We start from the raw sequence: 19,175 nt of genomic DNA on the forward strand, positions 1-19,175 counted from the left end.
TCAGGAGCTGGCGAGCGCGTCGCCGGCCGCCGGGTCGCAGTCCCGGAGGAACTGGGCGCAGCGGGCCGCCTCGTCGGACTCGCCGATCTGGCCGGCAGCCTTCGACAGCACGTGCAGGCTGCGCAGGAAGCCACGGTTGGGCGAATGCGACCACGGCACCGGGCCGTGGCCCTTCCAGCCGCTGCGGCGCAACTGGTCGAGGCCCCGGTGGTAGCCGGTACGGGCGTAGGCGTACGCCGCGACGACCTGGCCGGCGTCGAACGCCCGGGCACCGAGCGCGGCCCAGGCCCCGCTGTGCGTCGGGAAACGTGCGGCGACCGAGGCGTACGCGTCGTCGGTGTCCTCCTTCTCGGCGGCGGCGAGCGCCGCCTCGGCGTCGTCGTCGGCGGTCAGCAGGGTCGGCGGCGGCTCGGGCAACAGGTTCTGCATGAACCCATTCAACCCGGCGCGCCGGACCCGGCCCCCTCAGGGGCGGGGTCCACGTCGCCTGCCGGTTGCCGGCACGGGGCAGGATGGCGGGCGTGTCCACCCCACCGCCGATCGACGTCCTGCTCCCCCACGACAACTCGCCCGACGAGATCGAGTCGCGGGCCGAACTCGACCTGCACCTGCGGGCCGGCAGCCTCGCCGGGCTGACCGTGCAGGGCCTGCGGCTCGACGAGGAGCCGGTCCCCGACCTTGCCCCGGTCGACCTGACCGACACCCTGTTCATCGGGTGCCGCTTCGCGTCCCGGGCGGTCGAGGCGGACGTGGTGCTGCGCGGCGCCCACGTGGTGCCGCCGTTCCGGGCGCTGCCGTACGCGATCCATCCGTCCCGGCTCTACACCCCGCCGGACCTGTACGCCGGCTTCGACGCCGCCGGGTTCGCCGGCATGTACGACACCGTGGTCTACGACCACTTCCGCGCGCACGGCGGCGCGCTGCCGGAGATCCGTGAGGCGCTGGCCCAGCGGCTGCACGACCACGCCGTCGACAACGCCCTCGCCCACGTGACGGATGCCTGGCTGGCGACGCACGGGCCGGCCTCGGTGGTCGGGGTGATGGGCGGGCACGCGGTGCCCCGGGGTACGACGACCTACCGCCTCGCCGCCGCGATCGGCTGGCGGCTGGCCCGCGCCGACCGGCTCGTCGTCACCGGGGGCGGGCCGGGCGTGATGGAGGCCGCGAACCTGGGCGCCTACCTCGCCACCCGGACGGCCGACGAGCTGACCGCCGCGATCGACCTGCTGGCGGGCGCCCCGAACTTCCACGACCACGACCCGTACACGGCGGCGGCGCTGGCCGTACGCGAGCGGTTCACGCCGGCCGACCCGCTCGACTGGGCCCGATGCGGCGGGCTGGCCATCCCGACCTGGCTCTACGGCCACGAGCCGGCCAACCTGTTCGCCGGCCAGATCGCGAAGTACTTCTCCAACGCGATCCGCGAGGACACCATCCTGCGGCTGGCCAGGGGCGGGATCGTCTTCGCCGCCGGACGGGCCGGCACGGTGCAGGAGGTGTTCCAGGCGGCGACGAAGACCTTCTACCGCACCGACGGCGACAGCGGCCCGTACATCTTCCTCGACCGGGCGTTCTGGACCGAGACGCTGCCGGTCGAGGCACTGCTGCGACCGCTGCTGGCACTGTCGCCGGACGGCGACCTGGCCAAGACCGTCCACCTGGCCGACGACGTCGAGGACGTCGTACAGCTGCTCACGGGCTGACCTCGGGCGGGCGGCCCGGCCCGGGGCGGGGCGGAAGGTGTCGGGTCAGGCGACCGAGATCCGGCACCAGAAGCCGATCGGGAGGGTCACCTCGGGCGCCCCGGTCAGCCCGTTCTCGTCGAGCGCGTTGTGGATCGCCAACCGGGCACCGTCGAAGAGGAACTCGACGGCGTGCAGCACGCGCGGCCGCCACGGCGACGGCATGATCCGCTCGATCACGTTGACGGCCCGCAGCCGGCGGCCCCGGGCGGCGTGCAGCGCCTCGTGGGCGTCGGCCCGCCAGTCCAGCGCGAGGCCGGGCCAGTCGAGCGGCATCGACATGTCGACCTGGTTCCAGGTGATCGCGCACTCGTCGAACTTGCGGTGGGTGACCTCGACGTTGACGTCGCCGAAGCCGAGGATCACCGGTCCGCCGGCGAACCAGGTCCGCTGGTCGACGTCCCACATCAGCCAGGCCCCTCGAGCGGGCGGCCGACGAGCCGGCCGAACCGGGCCCGGTGGGCGGCGGCGAGGCTCCGGGCACTGTGGGTCCACTGCGGCTCGTAGCCCTCGATGCCGAGCACGACCGACCTCCACCGTCCGGGGTCGAGGCCGGCGTGGGGCGTACGCCAACCTCCGAATCGGACAATTCTAGGCGGTGACCGGGCGTGGCGGCGGATACGCCGACGGGCGCCACGGTTTCGTGACGCCCGTCGGGTGGAGCCGAAAGATCACTTGCTGAGCGAGGTGCCCGTCGAACGCAGGTGCTCGCACGCCTCGACGACCCGCTGCGACAGGCCGGCCTCGGCCTGCTTGCCCCAGACCCGGGGGTCGTACATCTTCTTGTTGCCGACCTCGCCGTCCACCTTGAGCACGCCGTCGTAGTTGCGGAACATGTGGTCCGCGACGGGACGGCTGAAGGCGTACTGGGTGTCGGTGTCGATGTTCATCTTGACCACGCCGTAGTCGAGCGCCTCGCGGATCTCCGACAGCAGCGAGCCGGAACCGCCGTGGAAGACCAGGCTGAGCGGCTTCTCCTTGCCGTACTTGGCGCCGACGGCGTCCTGGATCTCCTTGAGGATCTCCGGACGGAGCTTGACGTTGCCGGGCTTGTAGACACCGTGCACGTTGCCGAAGGTCAGCGCCGCCATGTAGCGGCCCTTCTCACCCAGACCGAGGCGGTCGACCATCGCCAGACCGTCACTGACGGTGGTGTAGAGCTTGTTGTCGATGGCGCCGACCACGCCGTCCTCTTCACCGCCGACGACGCCGACCTCGATCTCCAGCACGATCTTGGCGGCGGCGGCCTGGCCGAGCAGTTCCTCGGCGATCTGGAGGTTCTCCTCCAGCAGCACGGCCGAGCCGTCCCACATGTGCGACTGGAACAGCGGCTCGCCCCCCTTGGCGACCCGCTCCTTGGAGATGGCGAGCAGCGGGCGGACGAACCCGTCGAGCTTGTTCTTCGGGCAGTGGTCGGTGTGCAGCGCGATGTTCACCGGGTAGTGCTTGGCGACCTCGTGCGCGTACGCGGCGAACGCGACCGAACCGGTGACCATGTCCTTCACGGTCGGGCCGGAGAGGTATTCGGCGCCACCGGTCGACACCTGGATGATGCCGTCGCTGCCCGCGTCGGCGAAACCGCGCAGGGCGGCGTTGAGGGTCTGCGAGGACGTCACGTTGATCGCGGGGTATGCGAACGCGCCGGCCTTGGCGCGGTCGAGCATCTCGGCGTAGACCTCGGGGGAAGCGATGGGCATGACAAATGCTCCTTACTGACCGCTCACGGCCACGGGCCGCAGTGTCCTGGGTGTGTGCGCCGGACCGCGCTGTCCTCCGCCCGGCAGTATCCCGTAGTTGCTTCGCGGGCCGGGAATCGGCCCCGGGCCGCTCAGGCCGCCGACCCCGGGCCGGCTCAGGCCCGGGTGCCCTCCCACCGGTCGGGCACCGCGAGGCTGATCGCCCAACCGACGACGGCCATCACGATCGCACCCCAGAACGCCGGCCAGAAACCGTCCACGTGGAACGGAAGGTTGAGCGCCTTGGCGAGCCAGTCGGTCAGCAGGAACAACAGGGCGTTGACCACAAGAGCGATCAACCCCAGGGTCAGGATGTAGAAGACGCAGCCGACCACCTTGACGATCGGTTTGATCACCGCGTTGACGATGCCGAAGATCAGCGCAACCGCCAGCAGCGTCAGGACGTTCCGGCCGGCCGAGCCGCCGGTCACGTCGATTCCTGGCACCACGAGGGTGGTGACCCACAGTGCGACGGCGTTGACCACCAACCGGATCAGAATCCCCACGGTCCCATCGTGTCACCGCAGGACCAGTCGTGACACCAAAACGGGTGACTCGTTTAGCGGCGGCGTCCGGCGGGCACGGATGTCAACCCGTACGGTGAGTTCAGCACCCGCGAACCGCGAGGAGGCGGCGATGACCAGGCCAGACGAGGACTTCGCACCCGGCGACCACCTTTCTCCCGAGGAGCGTGACCCGGAGACGCCCCAGGCGGACGCCGTCGAGCAGGCGACCGTCGCCGACCCGGCGGAGGACGAGCCCGAGCTGCACCGGGGCCTGGAGGTCACCGAGTACGACGCCACCGAACAGGCCCGGATCGTCAACCTGGACGAGGACTACCGCTGAGCCAGCGCCCGCGTTTTCCCCGTTGATCAAGGACAAGTCGTGGGTGGAAACGGACAAAATCGCCACGCTTTCCCCTTGATCAACGCGTAGCGGCCGCCGCCCGTGCAGGCTGGCGGTTATCCACAGGGCGCCCCGTTGTCCACAGGTTCGACGTGCGGGGTGGCGGGGCGGGGTCGGCGATCGCCACGCTCTCGGGCATGACGACCTGGCGGTACGCCGAACTGCTCGCCCGCGGCCTCAGCCCCAACCAGATCCGGGACCGGGTACGCACCGGAGCCCTGCACCGCGTCACGCGGGGGACGTACGTGTCCGGCGGCCAGCCCTCCTTCGTCGACCGCCTGCACGCGGTCCGGCAGGTGCTGCCACCCGACACCGTGTTCGGATTCCACACCGCCGCCCGGTTGTACGGATTCGGCGTCGTCCCGACCGGCCGGATCCACGTCATCAGCCCGAGCGGGCGGCCGGTCCCCCAGATCAGCGGTGTCGTCGGCCACCAGGCCGTGTTACCGCTGCTTCCGGTCGAGGTGGCCGGCCTACCCTGCGCGGCACCGGAACGGGTGATCGTCGACCTGGCCCGAATCTGCAGCCGGATCGACGCGCTCGCCGTGGTCGACGCCGCACTACGGGCCCGGGCCAGCACTCCGTCCGCGCTCGCCACCGAGGTTGCCCTGCACGACGGTCTGCGCGGCGTCCGGCAGGCCCGCGAGGTCGTACCGCTCGGGGATCCACGCCCGGAATGCCGGCAGGAGAGTCAACTCCGCATGATCCTCCTCGACGGCGGCCTGCCAGCTCCCGAACCGCAACTGTGGGTCTTCGACGCCTGGGACGATCCGCAGTTCCGGCTCGACCTCGGCTACCGCCGACAGCGGGTCGGAGCCGAGTACGACGGGCGGTCACACACCGACCGGGAACGGATGCGGCTGGACCGACGGCGGCACAACTGGTTGGCCGAGCACGGCTGGAGCATGCGCTACTTCACCGACGTCGACATCTACCGGCAACCCGCGCAGGTCGTGGCCACGATGCGGGCAGCGCTCGCCGGGTAGCCCCGGCCGACGCGATCCGCCCAGCCGCGTTGCCGCATGTCGTGTCACCCCGCCGCGTTGCCACGTCGCGTCGCACCCCGCCACGCCCCGCCACGTCGCACCCCGCCGCACCCCGCCGCACCCCGCCACGCCCCGCCACGCCCCGCCACGTCGCGTCGCGTCGCGTCGTGCCGCGCCCCGCCGCGTTGCCGCGCCGCGTTGCCGCGTTGATCAAGGAGAAATCGTGCCGCGCGGCGCGATCGAGGGGAAACCGTGCCCGAGTCGCCCTTTTTGCGACACAACTAATCCTTGATCAACGCGGCGGGGCGCGGGCACGGCGGGGCGCGGGCACGGGAGGCGGCGGGGCGGGGCGGGGCGGGGCGGGGCGGGGCGGGGCGGGGGAACGTACAGGAGTGGCACAGGTTCGGCACAGGGATCGGGCGGAGGCTTCTCGGGCAGGTTCGAAACGAGGAGCATTCCCATGACGTACCGGATCGACCGTAGGCGGGCGCTCGCCGGCATCGGCACCGTCGGGCTCGGCACGCTGCTCGCCGCGTGCGGTGACGGTCGGAACGCCACCCCGACCACGAGCGCGGAAGTGACCACCAGCGCCGGCGCGACCACCACGGTCCAACCGCAGACCGGCGCCGACCCGGCCCTCGCCGACCTCTTCGACGACGCGGCGAGCTGCGTCGTGACGCCGGAGCAGACCGAGGGCCCGTACTACTTCGACCCGAAGGTGATCCGCAGCGACATCCGCGAGGACCGGCCGGGGGTGCGGCTGCGGCTGGCCGTACGGGTGCAGGAGGTCGGCGACTGCGCACCCGTACCCAACGCGGCGGTCGACATCTGGCACTGCGACGCCGGCGGGCTCTACTCCGGCTTCGAGTCGGCGTCGACCGGCAGCGGCGGCGCGCCCGGCCGTGGCGGCACCGGTCCCACCGACGACGAGATCTACCTGCGCGGTGCCCAGGTCACCAACGCGGACGGCATCGTGGAGTTCGTGACGATCTACCCGGGCTGGTACCGGGGGCGGACCGTGCACATCCATACCAAGGTCCACCTGGACACCAGCACCACGCTGACCACCCAGCTCTACTTCGACGAGGCGGTCAGCGCGCAGGTGTACGCGACCGGGCCGTACTCGTCACGCACCGGCCGGGACACCACCAACGACCGGGACGGGGTGATGCGCTCCGGTGGTGACACGCCACCGATGCTGACGTTGTCGAGGGAGGGCGACGGCTACCTGGGGTTGATCACCATCGGGGTCGACCGGTGAGACGGCCGCCGACACGTCGGGAAAGTACAAGACCCGGACCGCCCATCCGACGATAGTGACGAGATGACCGATCCTGACGTCCTGGTCGTCCCCGACGTCGCGGCGTGGCGGGCCTGGCTCGACGCCAACGAGGACAGTTCCGACGGTGTCTGGCTGCTGCTGGCCCGCAAGGGTGTCACCGATCCCACGTCGCTGAGCTACGCGCAGGCGCTCGACGAGGCCCTGTGCAGCGGCTGGATCGACGGGCAGGCCAAGCGCATCGACGAGCACACCTACCGGCAACGGTTCACGCCCCGCCGCCAACGCAGTCTGTGGTCGGCCCGCAACGTGCAGAACGTGGCGCGGCTGAGCGCCGAGCAGCGGATGCGCCCGCGCGGGTTCGGCGAGGTCGAGCGGGCCAGGGCGGACGGCCGGTGGGAGCGGGCCTACCAGGGACCGGCCAGCATCGAGATGCCGCCGGATCTGGCGAGGGCGCTGGACGACAGTCCGGCCGCCGCGGCGACGTACGCGACGCTGAACGGCCAGAACCGGTACGCGGTCCTGCACCGGGTCGCGACCGCGGGGACCGATGCGACCAGGCAACGCCGGATCGCGAAGCTCGTCGGGATGCTGGCGCGCGGCGAGACGCCGTACCCGCAGTAACCCGCCGGCGTCGAAAAACCGGGACGCCCGGCAGGCGCCGGCCTGCCATCATCGCCGGTGTGCTGATCACTGTCTCCACCACCCACCGACCGGCTACGGATCTGGGTTACCTGCTGGTCAAGCATCCCGACCGGGCGCACTCGTTCGAGATGCCGACCGGCACCGCCCACGTGCTGTTCCCGGAGGCGACGCCGCAGCGGTGCACGGCCGCGCTGCTGCTCGACGTCGATCCGCTGCGGTTGTCGGGCCCGAAGGGCCGGGGTGGCAGGGGCCAGCCGGGTGCGATGCCGGACGACTTCACCCTCGGCCGGTACGTCAACGACCGGCCGTACGCCGCGTCGAGCCTGCTCGCCGCCGCCCTGGCGAAGGTGTTCCGGTCGGCGCTGCGGGGCGACTCGAAGGACCGGCCGGAGCTTTCGGCCACCGCGATCCCGCTGGAGGTCCGGGTGCCGGTACTGCGCTGCCGGGGCGGTGCGGAACTGGCGGACCGGCTGTTCACCCCGCTGGGCTGGGCGGTCACCGCGACCGCGATCCCGCTCGACGAGCGGTTTCCGCAGTGGGGCGACAGCCGGTACGTCGACCTGACGCTGACCGGCACGGTACGGCTGGCCGACGCCCTCAACCACCTGTACGTGCTGCTGCCGGTGCTCGACGACGCAAAGCACTACTGGGTCGCGCCGGACGAGATCGACAAGCTGTTGCGGGCCGGCAGCGGCTGGCTCGCCGATCACCCGGAGCACGGACTGATCACCCGGCGCTATCTGGCGCACCGCCGCGCGCTGGCCGGGCAGGCGTTGTCCCGCCTCGCCGAGCAGCGGCTCGTCGAGGACGATCCGGAAGCGGACACGGTGGAACCGCCCGCCGACGGTGCGGGTGCCGGCGAGGCGGTCCGTAAGCCGCTGGCGGTGGAGCGCCGGGCCGCGGTGCTGGCCGCGCTCGCCGAGGTCGGCGCCACCCGGGTGCTCGACCTCGGTTGCGGCGGCGGCGCGCTGCTCGGCGACCTGGCCCGGGACCGCCGGTTCACCGAGATCGTCGGCGTCGACGTGTCGGCCCGGATTCTGGAGATCGCCGAGCGGCGGTTGCGGCTGGACCGGCTGCCGGAGCGGCAGCGCGGCCGGATCAAGCTGTGGCAGTCGGCGCTGACGTACCGGGACGACCGGTTGCGGGGGTTCGATGCGGCCGTACTGATGGAGGTTGTCGAGCATGTCGACCCGCCCCGGCTGCCGGCGCTGGCGGACGCGGTGTTCGGCCACGCCCGGCCGGGTGCGGTGGTGGTGACGACGCCGAACGTCGAATACAACGTGCGCTACGAGGGGTTGGCGCCGGGGGCGCACCGGCATGCGGATCACCGGTTCGAGTGGACCCGGGCCGAGTTCACCCGGTGGGCGACCGAGGTCGCCGGCCGGTACGGCTACACGGTCGGCTTCACCGGCGTCGGCGACGACGATCCGCAGGTCGGCACCCCGACCCAACTGGCCCTGTTCACCCGGGCCGAGACCGCCCAACCGACGGAAGGGGTCGAGAAGTGAGCGAGCGCAGCGAGCGAGGTGGCACGGTGAGCGAGCTGGAGATTCCCGAGTTGGCGCTGGTGGCGCTCGTCGGGCTGTCCGGGTCCGGCAAGTCGACGTTCGCCCGGCGGCACTTCGCGGCGACGCAGGTGCTGTCGTCGGACACGTTCCGGGCGATGGTCGCCGACGACGAGAACGACCAGTCCGCCTCGTCCGATGCGTTCGACGTGCTGCACTACGTCGCCGGCAAGCGGCTGCGGGCCGGCCGGCTCACCGTGGTCGACGCGACGAACCTTCAGCCGCACGCCCGGGCCGGGCTGGTGAAGGTGGCCCGCGAGCACGACGTACTGCCGGTGGCGATCGTGCTGGACGTTCCGGAGCAGGTGTGTTGGGAACGTACCCGCAGCCGGCCGGAACGTGACTTCGGCCGGCACGTGCTCAGCCGGATGCAGCGGGACCTGAAGCGCTCGCTCGGCCAGTTGGGCCGGGAGGGGTTCCGCAAGGTGCACGTGCTGCGCGGCGTCGACGAGATCGAGGCCGCGCAGGTCCGGTACGAGCGGCTCTACAACGACCGCCGTGAGGTGACCGGCCCGTTCGACATCGTCGGTGACGTGCACGGCTGCCGGGCCGAACTGGAGGCGCTGCTGGAGAAGCTGGGCTGGGTGCTGCGCCGCGACGGGCAGGGTCGGCCGGTCGACGCGACCCACCCGGCGGGGCGTACCGCGGTCTTCGTCGGCGACCTGGTGGACCGCGGCCCGGATTCGCCCGGGGTGCTGCGCCTGGTGATGGGCATGGTCGCGGCCGGCAACGCGATCTGCGTACCGGGCAACCACGAGGAGAAGTTGCGCCGCAAGCTGCGCGGCCAGCAGGTGCGGGTGACGCACGGGCTGGCCGAGACGCTGGAGCAGCTCGACGCCGAGGAGGCGGCGTTCGTCGCCGAGGCGAAGGAGTTCATCGAGGGCCTGGTCAGCCACTACGTGCTCGACGGCGGCCGGCTGGTGGTCGCGCACGCCGGGCTCAAGGAGGAGTACCAGGGCCGGGCGTCCGGCCGGGTCCGGGCGTTCGCGTTGTGGGGCGAGACGACCGGCGAGACCGACGAGTACGGCGCACCCGTGCGCTATCCGTGGGCGCGTGACTACCGGGGTTCGGCGACGGTCGTGTACGGCCACACCCCGACCCCGACCCCTGAGTGGATCAACAACACGATCTGTGTCGACACCGGTTGCGTGTTCGGCGGGCAACTGACCGCGCTGCGCTATCCGGAACGCGATCTGGTGGCGGTGCCGGCCGCGCGGGAGTACTACCCGCCGGTCCGGCCCCTGGTGCCGCCCGAGCCGGTACGCGACCCGGGCGTGCTCGACCTCGCCGACGTGGCCGGCCGGCGACACCACGACTACGGATACGGCACCACGACGATCGCGGCGGAGAACGCCGCCGCCGCACTGGAGGTGATGAGCCGGTTCGCGGTCGACCCGCGCTGGCTGCCGTGGCTGCCCCCGACGATGGCGCCCTCGTCGACGTCGACGGTCGACGGCTTCCTGGAGCATCCGGCGCAGGCGTTCGGCGACTACCGGGCGGCCGGCGTCGACCGGGTGGTGTGCGAGGAGAAGCACATGGGGTCGCGGTGCGTCGTGCTCGTGGTCCGAGAAGACAGGGGCGGGGTCGCGGCCGGGTTCGGCGAGGGCGGCGGAGTCGTCTACACCCGTACCGGCCGGCCGTTCTTCGCCGATCCGGCGCTGAACGAGGCACTGCTGGCCCGGGTCCGGGCGGCGGTGACGTCCGCCGGACTGTGGGACGAACTGGCCACCGACTGGCTGTTGCTGGACTGCGAACTGCTGCCGTGGTCGGCGAAGGCGACCGGCCTGATCCGTGAGCAGTACGCCAGTGTCGGCGCGGCCGGACGGGCGGCACTGCCGGCGGTACTGGACGTGCTCGCCGGCGCGGCGGCCCGTGGACTCGCGGTCGACGAACTGCGCGAGCGGACCACCCGCCGCGCCGCTGACCTGGCCCGCTACACCGACGCCTACCGGGCGTACGTCCGGCCGACGGACGGGCTGGCCGGCGTCACGCTGGCCCCGTTCGCGGTGCTGGCCGGCCGGGGTACGGCGTACACCGGCCGGGACCACGGATGGCATCTGGCGCTGGCCGACCGGCTGTGCGCCGCCGATCCGCAAACGTTCACCCCGACCCGGCGTACGATCGTTGAGTTGGCCGACGAGGCGCAGGTCGCGGCGGCTACGGACTGGTGGCTCGAGCTGACCGCCGCCGGTGGCGAGGGCATGGTCGTGAAGCCGTACGCCGGACCGGCGGCGGTCGACGGCCGCGGCCGGCTGCTCCAGCCGGGGTTGAAATGCCGGGGACGGGACTATCTGCGGATCATCTACGGCCCGGAGTACACCGGCCCGGAGCGGCTGGCGGCGTTGCGGCAGCGGTCGCTGGGTCGCAAGCGCGGCCTGGCGCTGCGGGAGCACGGGCTGGGCATCGCCGCCCTGGACCGGCTCGCCGAGGGGGCGCCGCTGTGGCGGCGCCACGAGTTGGTGTTCGCGATCCTGGCCTGCGAGTCGGAGCCGGTCGACCCCCGGCTGTGACGCCAGCCACCGGCTCTCAGTTGGGACGCCTAGACTGCTGTCGTCGCCGCCCGCCCGGGAAGGGCCGGGCCAATCGGATGGCAAGACTCGGAGGACTCTCTCGTGCCGCCAACCACGCCACTCGCCCTCGGCCCGGAATGGCTCGACCCGGAGTGGTTGATCCAGACCTTCGGGCTGATCGGCATCCTGGTCATCGTCTTCGCCGAGTCCGGCCTGCTGATCGGCTTCTTCCTGCCGGGAGACTCGCTGCTGTTCACCACCGGTCTGCTGGTGGCCGACGGGCAGTACCTGCCGTACCCGCTGTGGCTGGTGTGTCTGCTGATCACGCTCTCGGCGATCGCCGGTGACCAGGTGGGCTACATGTTCGGCCGCAAGGTCGGGCCGGCACTGTTCCGACGCCCGAACTCCCGGCTGTTCAAGCAGGAGAACCTGCTGAAGGCGCACGAGTTCTTCGAGAAGTACGGTCCCCGCTCGATCGTGCTGGCCCGCTTCGTGCCGATCGTCCGGACGTTCACGCCTATCGTGGCCGGCGTCAGCAAGATGAACTACCGCACCTTCGTCATCTACAACATCGTCGGCGGCATCCTGTGGGGCACCGGCGTGACGGTGCTCGGCTACTTCCTCGGCCAGATCCCATTCGTGAAGGCCAACATCGAGTTCATCCTGATCCTGATCGTCTTCCTGTCGGTGCTGCCGATCATCATCGAGTTCGGCCGGGCCTGGCTGGCGGGACGCCGGCAGCCGAAGCCGGCGGACCAGGCGGCGCTGGCCGAGGCGGAGCGGGACGCGATCGCCCACGCCGCCCAGGAGACGACCCGCGAGCGGCACGAGCGCGGCTGAGCACGGCAACGGACGCAACACGGCTGCGGGCGGGGAATTCCTCGCCCGCAGCACTGTTTGGCCCACCCGCACCGAAGCGGCGCGCCACCCGGTCAGGTGGCAGGCCGAGCCAGAGACGCGTCAGCCCGGCCTCGCACGACATCCACCGGTGTGGCGGGATCGGTGCGCAGCCGGGCAGCGCCGGTGACTTGCGGGAAGTCACCAGCCGGCGGAACCGTCTGGCGTCACCTCACGGCAGAGGGACGCCAGACGAGGACCACGGTCTTATTCAGCGAGCCTTCTTGGTGGCCCGCTTACGCGGCGGAGTCAGCAGGTCCGCGATCGTGGCGATCGCGGTCGGCACCAGCCGGTAGTAAGCCCACACACCGCGCTTCTCCCGCTCCAGCAAGCCGGCTTCGGTGAGGATACGCAAGTGGTGGCTCACGGTCGGCTGCGAGAGGCCGAGCGGTGCGGTCAGGTCGCAGACGCAGGCTTCACCCTCCGGCGCCGACTGGATGAGGCTGAGCAGCCGCAGTCGGGCAGGATCGGCGAGCGCCTTGAGGACTCCCGCGAGTCGCTCGGCGTCGGCACGTTCGATCGGCTCGCCGGCCAGCGGCGAGATCTGAGGCATTGTCATTTCAGCCAACGCAGTTCCCACGTAATCCATCCTTCCACCAAGAGCATTGACCCGCCTGCATATCGGCCGGTCCGAATCGGCAAACTTTTAGGCCACAAGGCCGAGGTCAGCCAACGAATAGGCCGCTCGGTACGGCAGACCAGCGGCCCGCACCGCTTCGCCCGCACCGCGATCGACGATCACTGCCACGCCGACCACCTCTGCCCCGGCCTCTTGCAGAGCCTCGACCGCGGTAAGCACACTGCTACCCGTAGTCGAGGTGTCTTCAACCGCCAGCACCCGACGGCCTTTCACGTCGGGTCCTTCGACCCGCCGCTGCAGTCCGTGCGTCTTGCCGGTCTTGCGCACCACGAAGGCGTCGAGCCGCCGCTGCCTCGCCGACGCGGCGTACAGCATTGACAGAGCCACCGGGTCCGCACCCAACGTCAGACCGCCAACCGCATCGAACTGCCAGTCCGCAGTGAGGTCTAGCAGCACACTACCCACCAGGGGGGCCGCCGCGTGGTGCAACGTGACTCGTCGCAGATCGACGTACCAATCCGCTTCACGCCCCGAAGACAGCACCACCCGGCCGTGCACCACGGCAAGTTCAGTGATGAATTTACGCAGGTCGTCGTGGTCCCCCATGGCGCACAAGGGTACTGCTCAACTCTGTGAAGCAAACTGTCGGCCCGGTCACGGGGACAAAGATTGACTCGTTAGATGAGTCCGCAGGTGGGCCAGTCGGCTGGCCGGTGACTCTGGACGGTTGCGATCATCGCTCCACGCGGTCAATCCGCCCGCGAGTGTCGCGTGTCACGGAGTTGATCAGTCCACGCGGAGCGTGCCGCAGCGCGAACGTGGCGGTCTTGTAACGCCAGTCCGGCACGCTCACCAGGCGCCCCCGGCCGAGGTCCCGCAGCGCCGCGTCGACCACGTTCTCGGCCCGCAGCCAAAGCCAGTTGGGCAGGCTCGACATGTCGATACCGGCCCGGTCGTGGAACTCGGTACGGGTGTATCCGGGACACAGCGCCATCACCCGTACGTTGAACCGGGACACCGACATGGCTATCGACTCGCTGAAATTGGTCACCCAGGCTTTGCTGGCCGAGTAGGTCGATCCCGGCATGACCGGACCGAACCCGGCGACCGAAGAGACATTTATCACTGCCCCATGGCGCCGCTCCGTCATCCCACTCACCGCGGCGAGGGTCAGCCGCATGACCGCGTGCACGTTCAGCCGCAACAGGCGGGTCTCCTCGGCGACGCTGGATCGCAGAAACGGTTTGTGCAGGCTGATTCCGGCGTTGTTGACGACCAGGTCGACCGGCTCGTCGGCGGACCGCAGCCGGTCCTCGACGAGTGCGCAGCCGTCGTCGGTGGACAGGTCGGCCGGCAGCGCGGTGACGCTCACCCGGTGCCGGTCGGACAGGTCGGTGGCCGACGCCGCGAGCCGCCCCGCGTCCCGGGCGACCAGGACGAGGTCGTAGCCGTCGGCGGCGAGGCGTTCGGTGAAAGCGGCCCCGATCCCGGCGGTGGCGCCGGTGATCAGGGCGGTGCGACGGTGCTGGGTCGGTGCTGCCATCGTTCCTACCTCACTGGACTCGTTCCGGGTCCGGGCCGGGCCGGCGTTGCAAACGCGCGATCCCCGAGCGGCGGGGCCGGTCGGGGATCGCGGGGGTCGTGGATCGCGGGTGGCCGTGGGTCAGCGGGGCGGAGGGTTGCTCCCGGGGGCGGGCGGGTAGCCCGGGTCCGAGCCCGGCGCCTGCGGGTAACCCGGGTCGGAACCCGGCGTCTGCGGGTAACCGGGGTGGGACGAGCCGGGCGTCTGCGGGTAGCCCGGGTAGGACGAGCCGGGCAGCGGGGGTTCGCCGCCACCGTGGCTCGGCCGGCGGAAGTACTCGTTCGAGGCCGGCAGCGCCAGCAGGATCAGGGCCGCGAGCAGCGCCAGCAGGGCAATCACGGTCAGCGTGAGGGAAACCGGGTTGTACCAGCCCGGCAGCGCCTCCATCGTCCGTTCCTGGATCTCGGCGGGATCCGGCAGGTCACCGGTCGTCGGTGCCCCGAAGCTGCTCGTCGCGGACGAACCGATGAGGCCGAAGCCGAGACAGCAGACGCCGAGGCCGCCGACCACCCAGGTGATGATCCGGGCGACGTTCTTGCCCTTGAGGTTGAGGACGGCGAGGACGGCGAGCCCGATGGCGAGGAGGATGTTGACGACGAGGGTGGCGATGACGCCGACCACGACGAAGCTCTCCGTGCCCTCGAGTTCCGTACCGGCGTACGACTCGCTGTATACGTCGCTGATCGGACCGATCGTGACCAGCGACAGAAGCCCGGTGATCGCCAGGATGGCAGCCACCGCGTAGAGCAGATATCCGGAGATGGTGACCGTGCTCGGACGCGTGGCTTGGCCCGGCTGGCCGGGATTCATCGGAATCGACACGTTTCTCCCTTCCTAGATCCAGAAACCACCGTAGCGGTACCCTGCACCGTTGTTTCACCAAACCCGCGCGCGTCGCGCGGTGGAAGAAACTGCCTGGTCGACAAAAGACGTAAAACAACCAGCTACCCAGCTCCGGAAGCGGTCAGTAGCCGCGCCACTCCGCCCGGGCGTACTCCAGCACCCTCGGTTGCAGCAGCGTCGACGCCGGTACGTCGAGCCGGGCCCGGTCCGGCGGGAAGTTCGCGGCCAACGCGAGCGTGCCGGCGTCGAGGAACCGCAGCGGCGGCGCACCCGTCGGCAGTTCCAGCGGCGGCGGCCCCGCCCCGGGCGCGGCGAGCAGGAAACCCCAGTCGCCGAACGACGGCACGTCCACGTGGTACGGCGTCGTGGCGAACCCGGCCGCCCGGATCGACGCCTCGACACACCAGTACGACCGCGGCGCGAAGTACGGCGACCCCGCCTGCACGACGACGCGGGCCCCGGGGGCGAGCACCTGCCGGACCAGGGCGTAGAACTCGACCGAATACAGCTTCGCGGTCGCGGTCTCGTCCGGGTCGGGCAGGTCGACGATCACCGCGTCGAACCGCGCCGCCGCCGTACGCAGCCAGCCGAAGGCGTCGGTGTGCAGCAGGCGTACCCGGGGGTCGGCGAACGCGTCGCCGTTCAGCTTCCGCAGCGCCGGCTCGGAACGGGCCAACGCCACCACCGCGGGATCCAGTTCGACCACGGTCACCGCCGACACGTCCGGATAGCGCAGCACCTCGCGTACGGCGAGCCCGTCGCCGGCCCCCAGCACCAGCACCGCACCGCGCGGGCCGGCGAGCGCCGGATGCACCAGCGCCTCGTGGTAGCGGTATTCGTCGACCGAGCTGAACTGCAGGTCTCCGTTGAGGAACAGACGCAGGTCGGGCTGGCCGCCGCGGGCCAGCGACCGGGTCAGCACGATCTCCTGGTAACGGCTGCGCTCGGCGTGCACCACCGGGTCCCGGTAGAGCTGCTGTCGGGCGGTCACCTCGAAATCCTCGGCGACGAGATAGGCGTACCCGAGACAGAGGGTGACCACGACGGACCCGGCGGTCAGCGCGGCCTTGGACCGGGCGTTCAGGTCGCGCCGGAAGACGGTGAAGACCAGGGCGAGGCCGGCGACCGCGTTGACCGCCCCGACGACCAGCGCCCCGCGCAACTGGCCGAAGACCGGGATCAGCAGGAACGGGAACGCCAGCCCGCCGAGCAACGCGCCGACGTAGTCGGCGGCGAACAGGTCGGCGACCGCGCTACCGGCCGACTGCTCCCGGATCCGTTGCAGGAGAACCATCAACAGCGGGATCTCGGCGCCGATCAGCAGGCCGAGCACGAACGCGGTGGCGACGAGGGCGGGTCCGTAGAGGTCCAGCCAGGCGAAGGCGGCGTAGAGCAGCAGCACCGAGAGCCCGCCGAGCAGCGCGAGCAGCAGTTCGACGGCGGCGAAGGCCGCAGCGGCCCGCGACTGCAACGGCTTCGCGGCGAGCGCGCCGACCCCCATCGCGAAGACCATGACACCCAGGACGATGGACGCCTGCCCGACGGTGTCGCCGATCAGGTAGCTGCCGAGTGCCACCAGGGCAAGTTCGTAGACCAGGCCGCAGGCGGCGCAGACGAAGACGGCCGCGAGCACGGCGGCACGGGCGAGCCGCCACCGCGGCCGGACCCCGCCCGCCGGGCCGCCTGTCCCACCCGCCGGGCCGCCTGTCGCGCCGGCCTTGTCCACGCCGGTGGCGGCGCCGGCGGGGTCCGCCGACGCGCTCACCGCGCGGTGGGCGGTGCCGACGCCGCCGGTGTCACAGGATCGCCGCCGCGATGACGCCGCCGGTGACCAGGTGCACGACCGCGTTGACCCAGACCGCCGGGTGCGGCTGCGCGTCGACCAGCAGCTCGCCGAGCTTGCCCGGGGTGACCGCGTCCAGCAGCAGGAACGACACCGCCATGATGACCAGGCCGAGCAGGCCGTACGCCCCGGCGCTGACAAGGCCGTCGACGGGGTCGTCGGCGCTGGCCGTGATCGCGGCGATCACGATGATGCCGACCGCGGCCAGGTTGGAGGCCAGCAGCAGGGCGGCGTTGCGGTTGCGTTCGGTCCAGATCAGATCCCGCAGCCGGCCCGGCGTGGCGACGTCGACCAGCACGTAGCCGACAGCCATCAGCACGACGCCGACGCCGCCGTAGGCGAGTACGACCAACAGGTCGGTGAACAGGTCTTCCAACATCTCTGTGGCTCCCGGGGCAGGCGGGTGGACGGAGGGGTTACTTGCCGGCACCGGGGCCGCCGCCCCGGACGTTCGAGTCACGACCCCAGACCCACGCGTTGCCTACCGTGCTGTGGTAGCGCGGATGGGCGGTGGACATCCGTTCCAGCAGGATCAGCGAACCGGCGGCCAACGGCAGGATCACCAACGAGTCGTCGTCGTAGCGCAGGTAGACACCGCTGTCGTCGACGAAGCGGTCGTCGGGGTCCCAGGATCCGGTGATCTCGTCGGCGACCTGGGCGGGGCTCCGGTCGGACCGGTAGGCGGTCGCGTCCCGGCCGATGTCGTCGGCGACCGAACGGGAGTAGCGGTCCTCGACCCAGGCGCGGGCCGAGAACGTGCCGAAGACGATCGCCGCCCCGGCCACCAACGCGCCGACCAACGCCAGCGACACCCCGACCACGAGCCAGCCACGCCTGTTCACCGCACCGTCACCACCGTCTCGGTCTCCACCAGTTCACCGCTCTGCGGGTACGCGTGCCACGTACGCCAGCCGACCGTCGACCCGGCGGAGAAGGCGTGCAGGGCGGTGACCGCGTCGGCCCCGCCGGGAAACACCCCGATCAGCGCGTACGGGTCGGCGGCGAGCCGCCCCCGCAGCCGCCCGATCCGCTCCGACATCTCGGCCCGGTCGAACCTGCGCACCCGGGACGTGAACAAATAGCCGGCCGCCTCGTCGGCCACCGCCGCCGGCAGTTCGGGATCCCGGCCGGGCAGGCAGGCGACCGTCTCCACGATCGGGCCGCCCGGGGCGTCGACGACCACCTGGTGCGAGGCACCGAGCAGGCGCAGCCGCAGGCCGAGCGGGGCGAGGTCGAGTACGTGCAGGGCGGGCTGCTCGGGCAGGCCGAGGGCGAAGCTCAGGTCGGTGGCGGTGGTGTCGGCGTACGGGGTGGCGAGGGTGACCAGCACGGTTCACCCGGCCTTCGCGGGTGGCCCGGCCTGTGGATAGACCAGCACCTCGGCGCGGTGCAGCTTCTCACCCCGGGAGACCTCCCACTTCACGCTGTCGCCGTACGACTCGAACGACAGCAGGGCCCCGTCGGGTGCGGTGTAGTCGTGGTATCGGACGCCGCCGGTCGGCAGCAGTCCGGTCGTGCCGGTGGCGGTGTAGCGGGCCAGCCCGGACTCGTCGGAGACGTAGCGTCGGCCCTCGAAGTCGAGGGTCGGCATTCCCGGGGTGACGGTCGCGGACGGCACCACGGTCCACAGCACCAGTTCGAGGTCAGGGTCCTCCTCGACAGAGAGCCACCGCTTGGTGTCGCCGGCGTCGTCGATGAGGTGCTCGGTCCAGCTCCAGCCGCCCTCGTCGAAGCGCAGCGAGCCGCGGACCCCGTACGACGTACCACGGATCTCGACGATGTCGCCGGGCTTGAGCCGGCGCGGATCGCCCCGCAGCGCGTCGGCGTCGTCGTCGTGGGACCGGAACGGGTCGGTGCCGTGGACCGGGCCGGGCGGCGGAGCGGACCTGCGTTTGGCGGACTGGAGAGCCCAGATGGCGATGACCACCCCGACGACGCCGAGCAGGCAGCCGAGTCCCGCCACGAGCCATGCCGCCGACCCGTTCAACACGCCCGCCTCCCCAGTCCGATGGTGGGCAACGACGGTAACAAGTGCCCGCAGGTACCGCACCTCGGCGGTGA

The 19,175-nt window shown here is 71.3% G+C and carries 21 protein-coding genes; 8 read left to right on the forward strand and 13 right to left on the reverse strand.

Features of this window, described 5'->3' with window-relative positions; genetic code table 11:
* Complete coding sequence (locus tag Prubr_RS11485; protein WP_212824735.1) at positions 1 to 429, reverse strand: DUF3151 domain-containing protein; 429 nt, start codon at positions 427 to 429, stop codon at positions 1 to 3.
* Between the two features lie 83 nt (positions 430 to 512).
* Here Prubr_RS11485 and Prubr_RS11490 point away from each other — a divergent pair, with 83 nt between their 5' ends.
* Positions 513 to 1,703: an LOG family protein gene (locus Prubr_RS11490; protein WP_212824737.1), complete on the forward strand. Its 1,191-nt coding sequence runs from the start codon at positions 513 to 515 to the stop codon at positions 1,701 to 1,703.
* A 45-nt stretch (positions 1,704 to 1,748) separates the two neighbouring features.
* On the opposite strand, the gene Prubr_RS11495 is transcribed toward Prubr_RS11490, so the two are convergent.
* The 3 genes from Prubr_RS11495 to Prubr_RS11505 all read right to left on the reverse strand — a co-directional run bounded on the left by Prubr_RS11495 (position 1,749) and on the right by Prubr_RS11505 (position 3,984).
* Positions 1,749 to 2,150: a hypothetical protein gene (locus tag Prubr_RS11495; protein WP_246568572.1), complete on the reverse strand. Its 402-nt coding sequence runs from the start codon at positions 2,148 to 2,150 to the stop codon at positions 1,749 to 1,751.
* Positions 2,151 to 2,413: 263 nt separating this feature from the next.
* A complete protein-coding gene (gene fbaA / locus Prubr_RS11500; RefSeq protein ID WP_212824739.1) occupies positions 2,414 to 3,439 on the reverse strand; it encodes a class II fructose-bisphosphate aldolase in 1,026 nt (341 codons plus the stop codon).
* 155 nt (positions 3,440 to 3,594) lie between these two features.
* A complete protein-coding gene (locus Prubr_RS11505; RefSeq protein WP_212824741.1) occupies positions 3,595 to 3,984 on the reverse strand; it encodes a phage holin family protein in 390 nt (129 codons plus the stop codon).
* A gap of 130 nt (positions 3,985 to 4,114) precedes the next feature.
* Here Prubr_RS11505 and Prubr_RS11510 point away from each other — a divergent pair, with 130 nt between their 5' ends.
* From Prubr_RS11510 to Prubr_RS11540, 7 genes are all read left to right on the forward strand, one after another.
* Positions 4,115 to 4,324, forward strand: a complete 210-nt coding sequence (locus tag Prubr_RS11510; RefSeq protein WP_212824743.1) for a hypothetical protein — start codon at positions 4,115 to 4,117, stop codon at positions 4,322 to 4,324.
* A 197-nt stretch (positions 4,325 to 4,521) separates the two neighbouring features.
* Positions 4,522 to 5,370, forward strand: a complete 849-nt coding sequence (locus Prubr_RS11515) for a type IV toxin-antitoxin system AbiEi family antitoxin domain-containing protein (protein WP_212824745.1) — start codon at positions 4,522 to 4,524, stop codon at positions 5,368 to 5,370.
* 460 nt (positions 5,371 to 5,830) lie between these two features.
* On the forward strand, positions 5,831 to 6,631 hold the full coding sequence (locus Prubr_RS11520; protein ID WP_212824747.1) for an intradiol ring-cleavage dioxygenase: 801 nt from the start codon (positions 5,831 to 5,833) through the stop codon (positions 6,629 to 6,631).
* A 63-nt stretch (positions 6,632 to 6,694) separates the two neighbouring features.
* Positions 6,695 to 7,273, forward strand: coding sequence for a YdeI/OmpD-associated family protein (locus tag Prubr_RS11525; RefSeq protein WP_212824749.1), 579 nt, complete (start codon positions 6,695 to 6,697; stop codon positions 7,271 to 7,273).
* Positions 7,274 to 7,332: 59 nt separating this feature from the next.
* Positions 7,333 to 8,802, forward strand: a complete 1,470-nt coding sequence (locus Prubr_RS11530) for a 3' terminal RNA ribose 2'-O-methyltransferase Hen1 (RefSeq protein ID WP_212824751.1) — start codon at positions 7,333 to 7,335, stop codon at positions 8,800 to 8,802.
* Positions 8,803 to 8,828: 26 nt separating this feature from the next.
* Complete coding sequence (locus tag Prubr_RS11535; protein ID WP_212824753.1) at positions 8,829 to 11,369, forward strand: polynucleotide kinase-phosphatase; 2,541 nt, start codon at positions 8,829 to 8,831, stop codon at positions 11,367 to 11,369.
* Positions 11,370 to 11,471: 102 nt separating this feature from the next.
* On the forward strand, positions 11,472 to 12,209 hold the full coding sequence (locus Prubr_RS11540; RefSeq protein WP_425518005.1) for a DedA family protein: 738 nt from the start codon (positions 11,472 to 11,474) through the stop codon (positions 12,207 to 12,209).
* Positions 12,210 to 12,477: 268 nt separating this feature from the next.
* Here Prubr_RS11540 and Prubr_RS11545 read toward each other — a convergent pair whose 3' ends face one another.
* From Prubr_RS11545 to Prubr_RS11585, 9 genes are all read right to left on the reverse strand, one after another.
* Positions 12,478 to 12,855 carry an ArsR/SmtB family transcription factor gene (locus Prubr_RS11545; protein ID WP_212824755.1) on the reverse strand — a complete coding sequence of 126 codons (378 nt, stop codon included), beginning with the start codon at positions 12,853 to 12,855 and terminating at the stop codon, positions 12,478 to 12,480.
* Between the two features lie 57 nt (positions 12,856 to 12,912).
* A complete protein-coding gene (pyrE, locus tag Prubr_RS11550) occupies positions 12,913 to 13,452 on the reverse strand; it encodes an orotate phosphoribosyltransferase (protein ID WP_212824757.1) in 540 nt (179 codons plus the stop codon).
* 127 nt (positions 13,453 to 13,579) lie between these two features.
* Positions 13,580 to 14,389 carry an SDR family NAD(P)-dependent oxidoreductase gene (locus Prubr_RS11555; RefSeq protein ID WP_212824760.1) on the reverse strand — a complete coding sequence of 270 codons (810 nt, stop codon included), beginning with the start codon at positions 14,387 to 14,389 and terminating at the stop codon, positions 13,580 to 13,582.
* 120 nt (positions 14,390 to 14,509) lie between these two features.
* Positions 14,510 to 15,250: a DUF2076 domain-containing protein gene (locus Prubr_RS11560; protein WP_246568574.1), complete on the reverse strand. Its 741-nt coding sequence runs from the start codon at positions 15,248 to 15,250 to the stop codon at positions 14,510 to 14,512.
* Between the two features lie 142 nt (positions 15,251 to 15,392).
* Positions 15,393 to 16,904 (reverse strand): polyamine aminopropyltransferase, encoded by a 1,512-nt coding sequence (locus tag Prubr_RS11565; protein ID WP_246568912.1) that lies wholly within the window; start codon positions 16,902 to 16,904, stop codon positions 15,393 to 15,395.
* A 163-nt stretch (positions 16,905 to 17,067) separates the two neighbouring features.
* Positions 17,068 to 17,493 carry a DUF350 domain-containing protein gene (locus tag Prubr_RS11570; protein WP_212824762.1) on the reverse strand — a complete coding sequence of 142 codons (426 nt, stop codon included), beginning with the start codon at positions 17,491 to 17,493 and terminating at the stop codon, positions 17,068 to 17,070.
* A 37-nt stretch (positions 17,494 to 17,530) separates the two neighbouring features.
* Entirely contained in the window at positions 17,531 to 17,956 is a 426-nt protein-coding gene (locus tag Prubr_RS11575) for a DUF4247 domain-containing protein (RefSeq protein WP_212824764.1), read from the reverse strand.
* A complete protein-coding gene (locus tag Prubr_RS11580; RefSeq protein WP_212824766.1) occupies positions 17,953 to 18,444 on the reverse strand; it encodes a DUF2617 family protein in 492 nt (163 codons plus the stop codon). Before Prubr_RS11580 ends, Prubr_RS11575 begins: the two co-directional genes overlap by 4 nt.
* Before the next feature lie 3 nt (positions 18,445 to 18,447).
* Positions 18,448 to 19,101 carry a DUF4178 domain-containing protein gene (locus tag Prubr_RS11585; protein ID WP_212827909.1) on the reverse strand — a complete coding sequence of 218 codons (654 nt, stop codon included), beginning with the start codon at positions 19,099 to 19,101 and terminating at the stop codon, positions 18,448 to 18,450.
* Positions 19,102 to 19,175: the final 74 nt, after the last annotated feature.

Origin of the sequence: Polymorphospora rubra (assembly GCF_018324255.1) — a bacterium.
Taxonomy (GTDB): Bacteria; Actinomycetota; Actinomycetes; order Mycobacteriales; family Micromonosporaceae; genus Polymorphospora; species Polymorphospora rubra.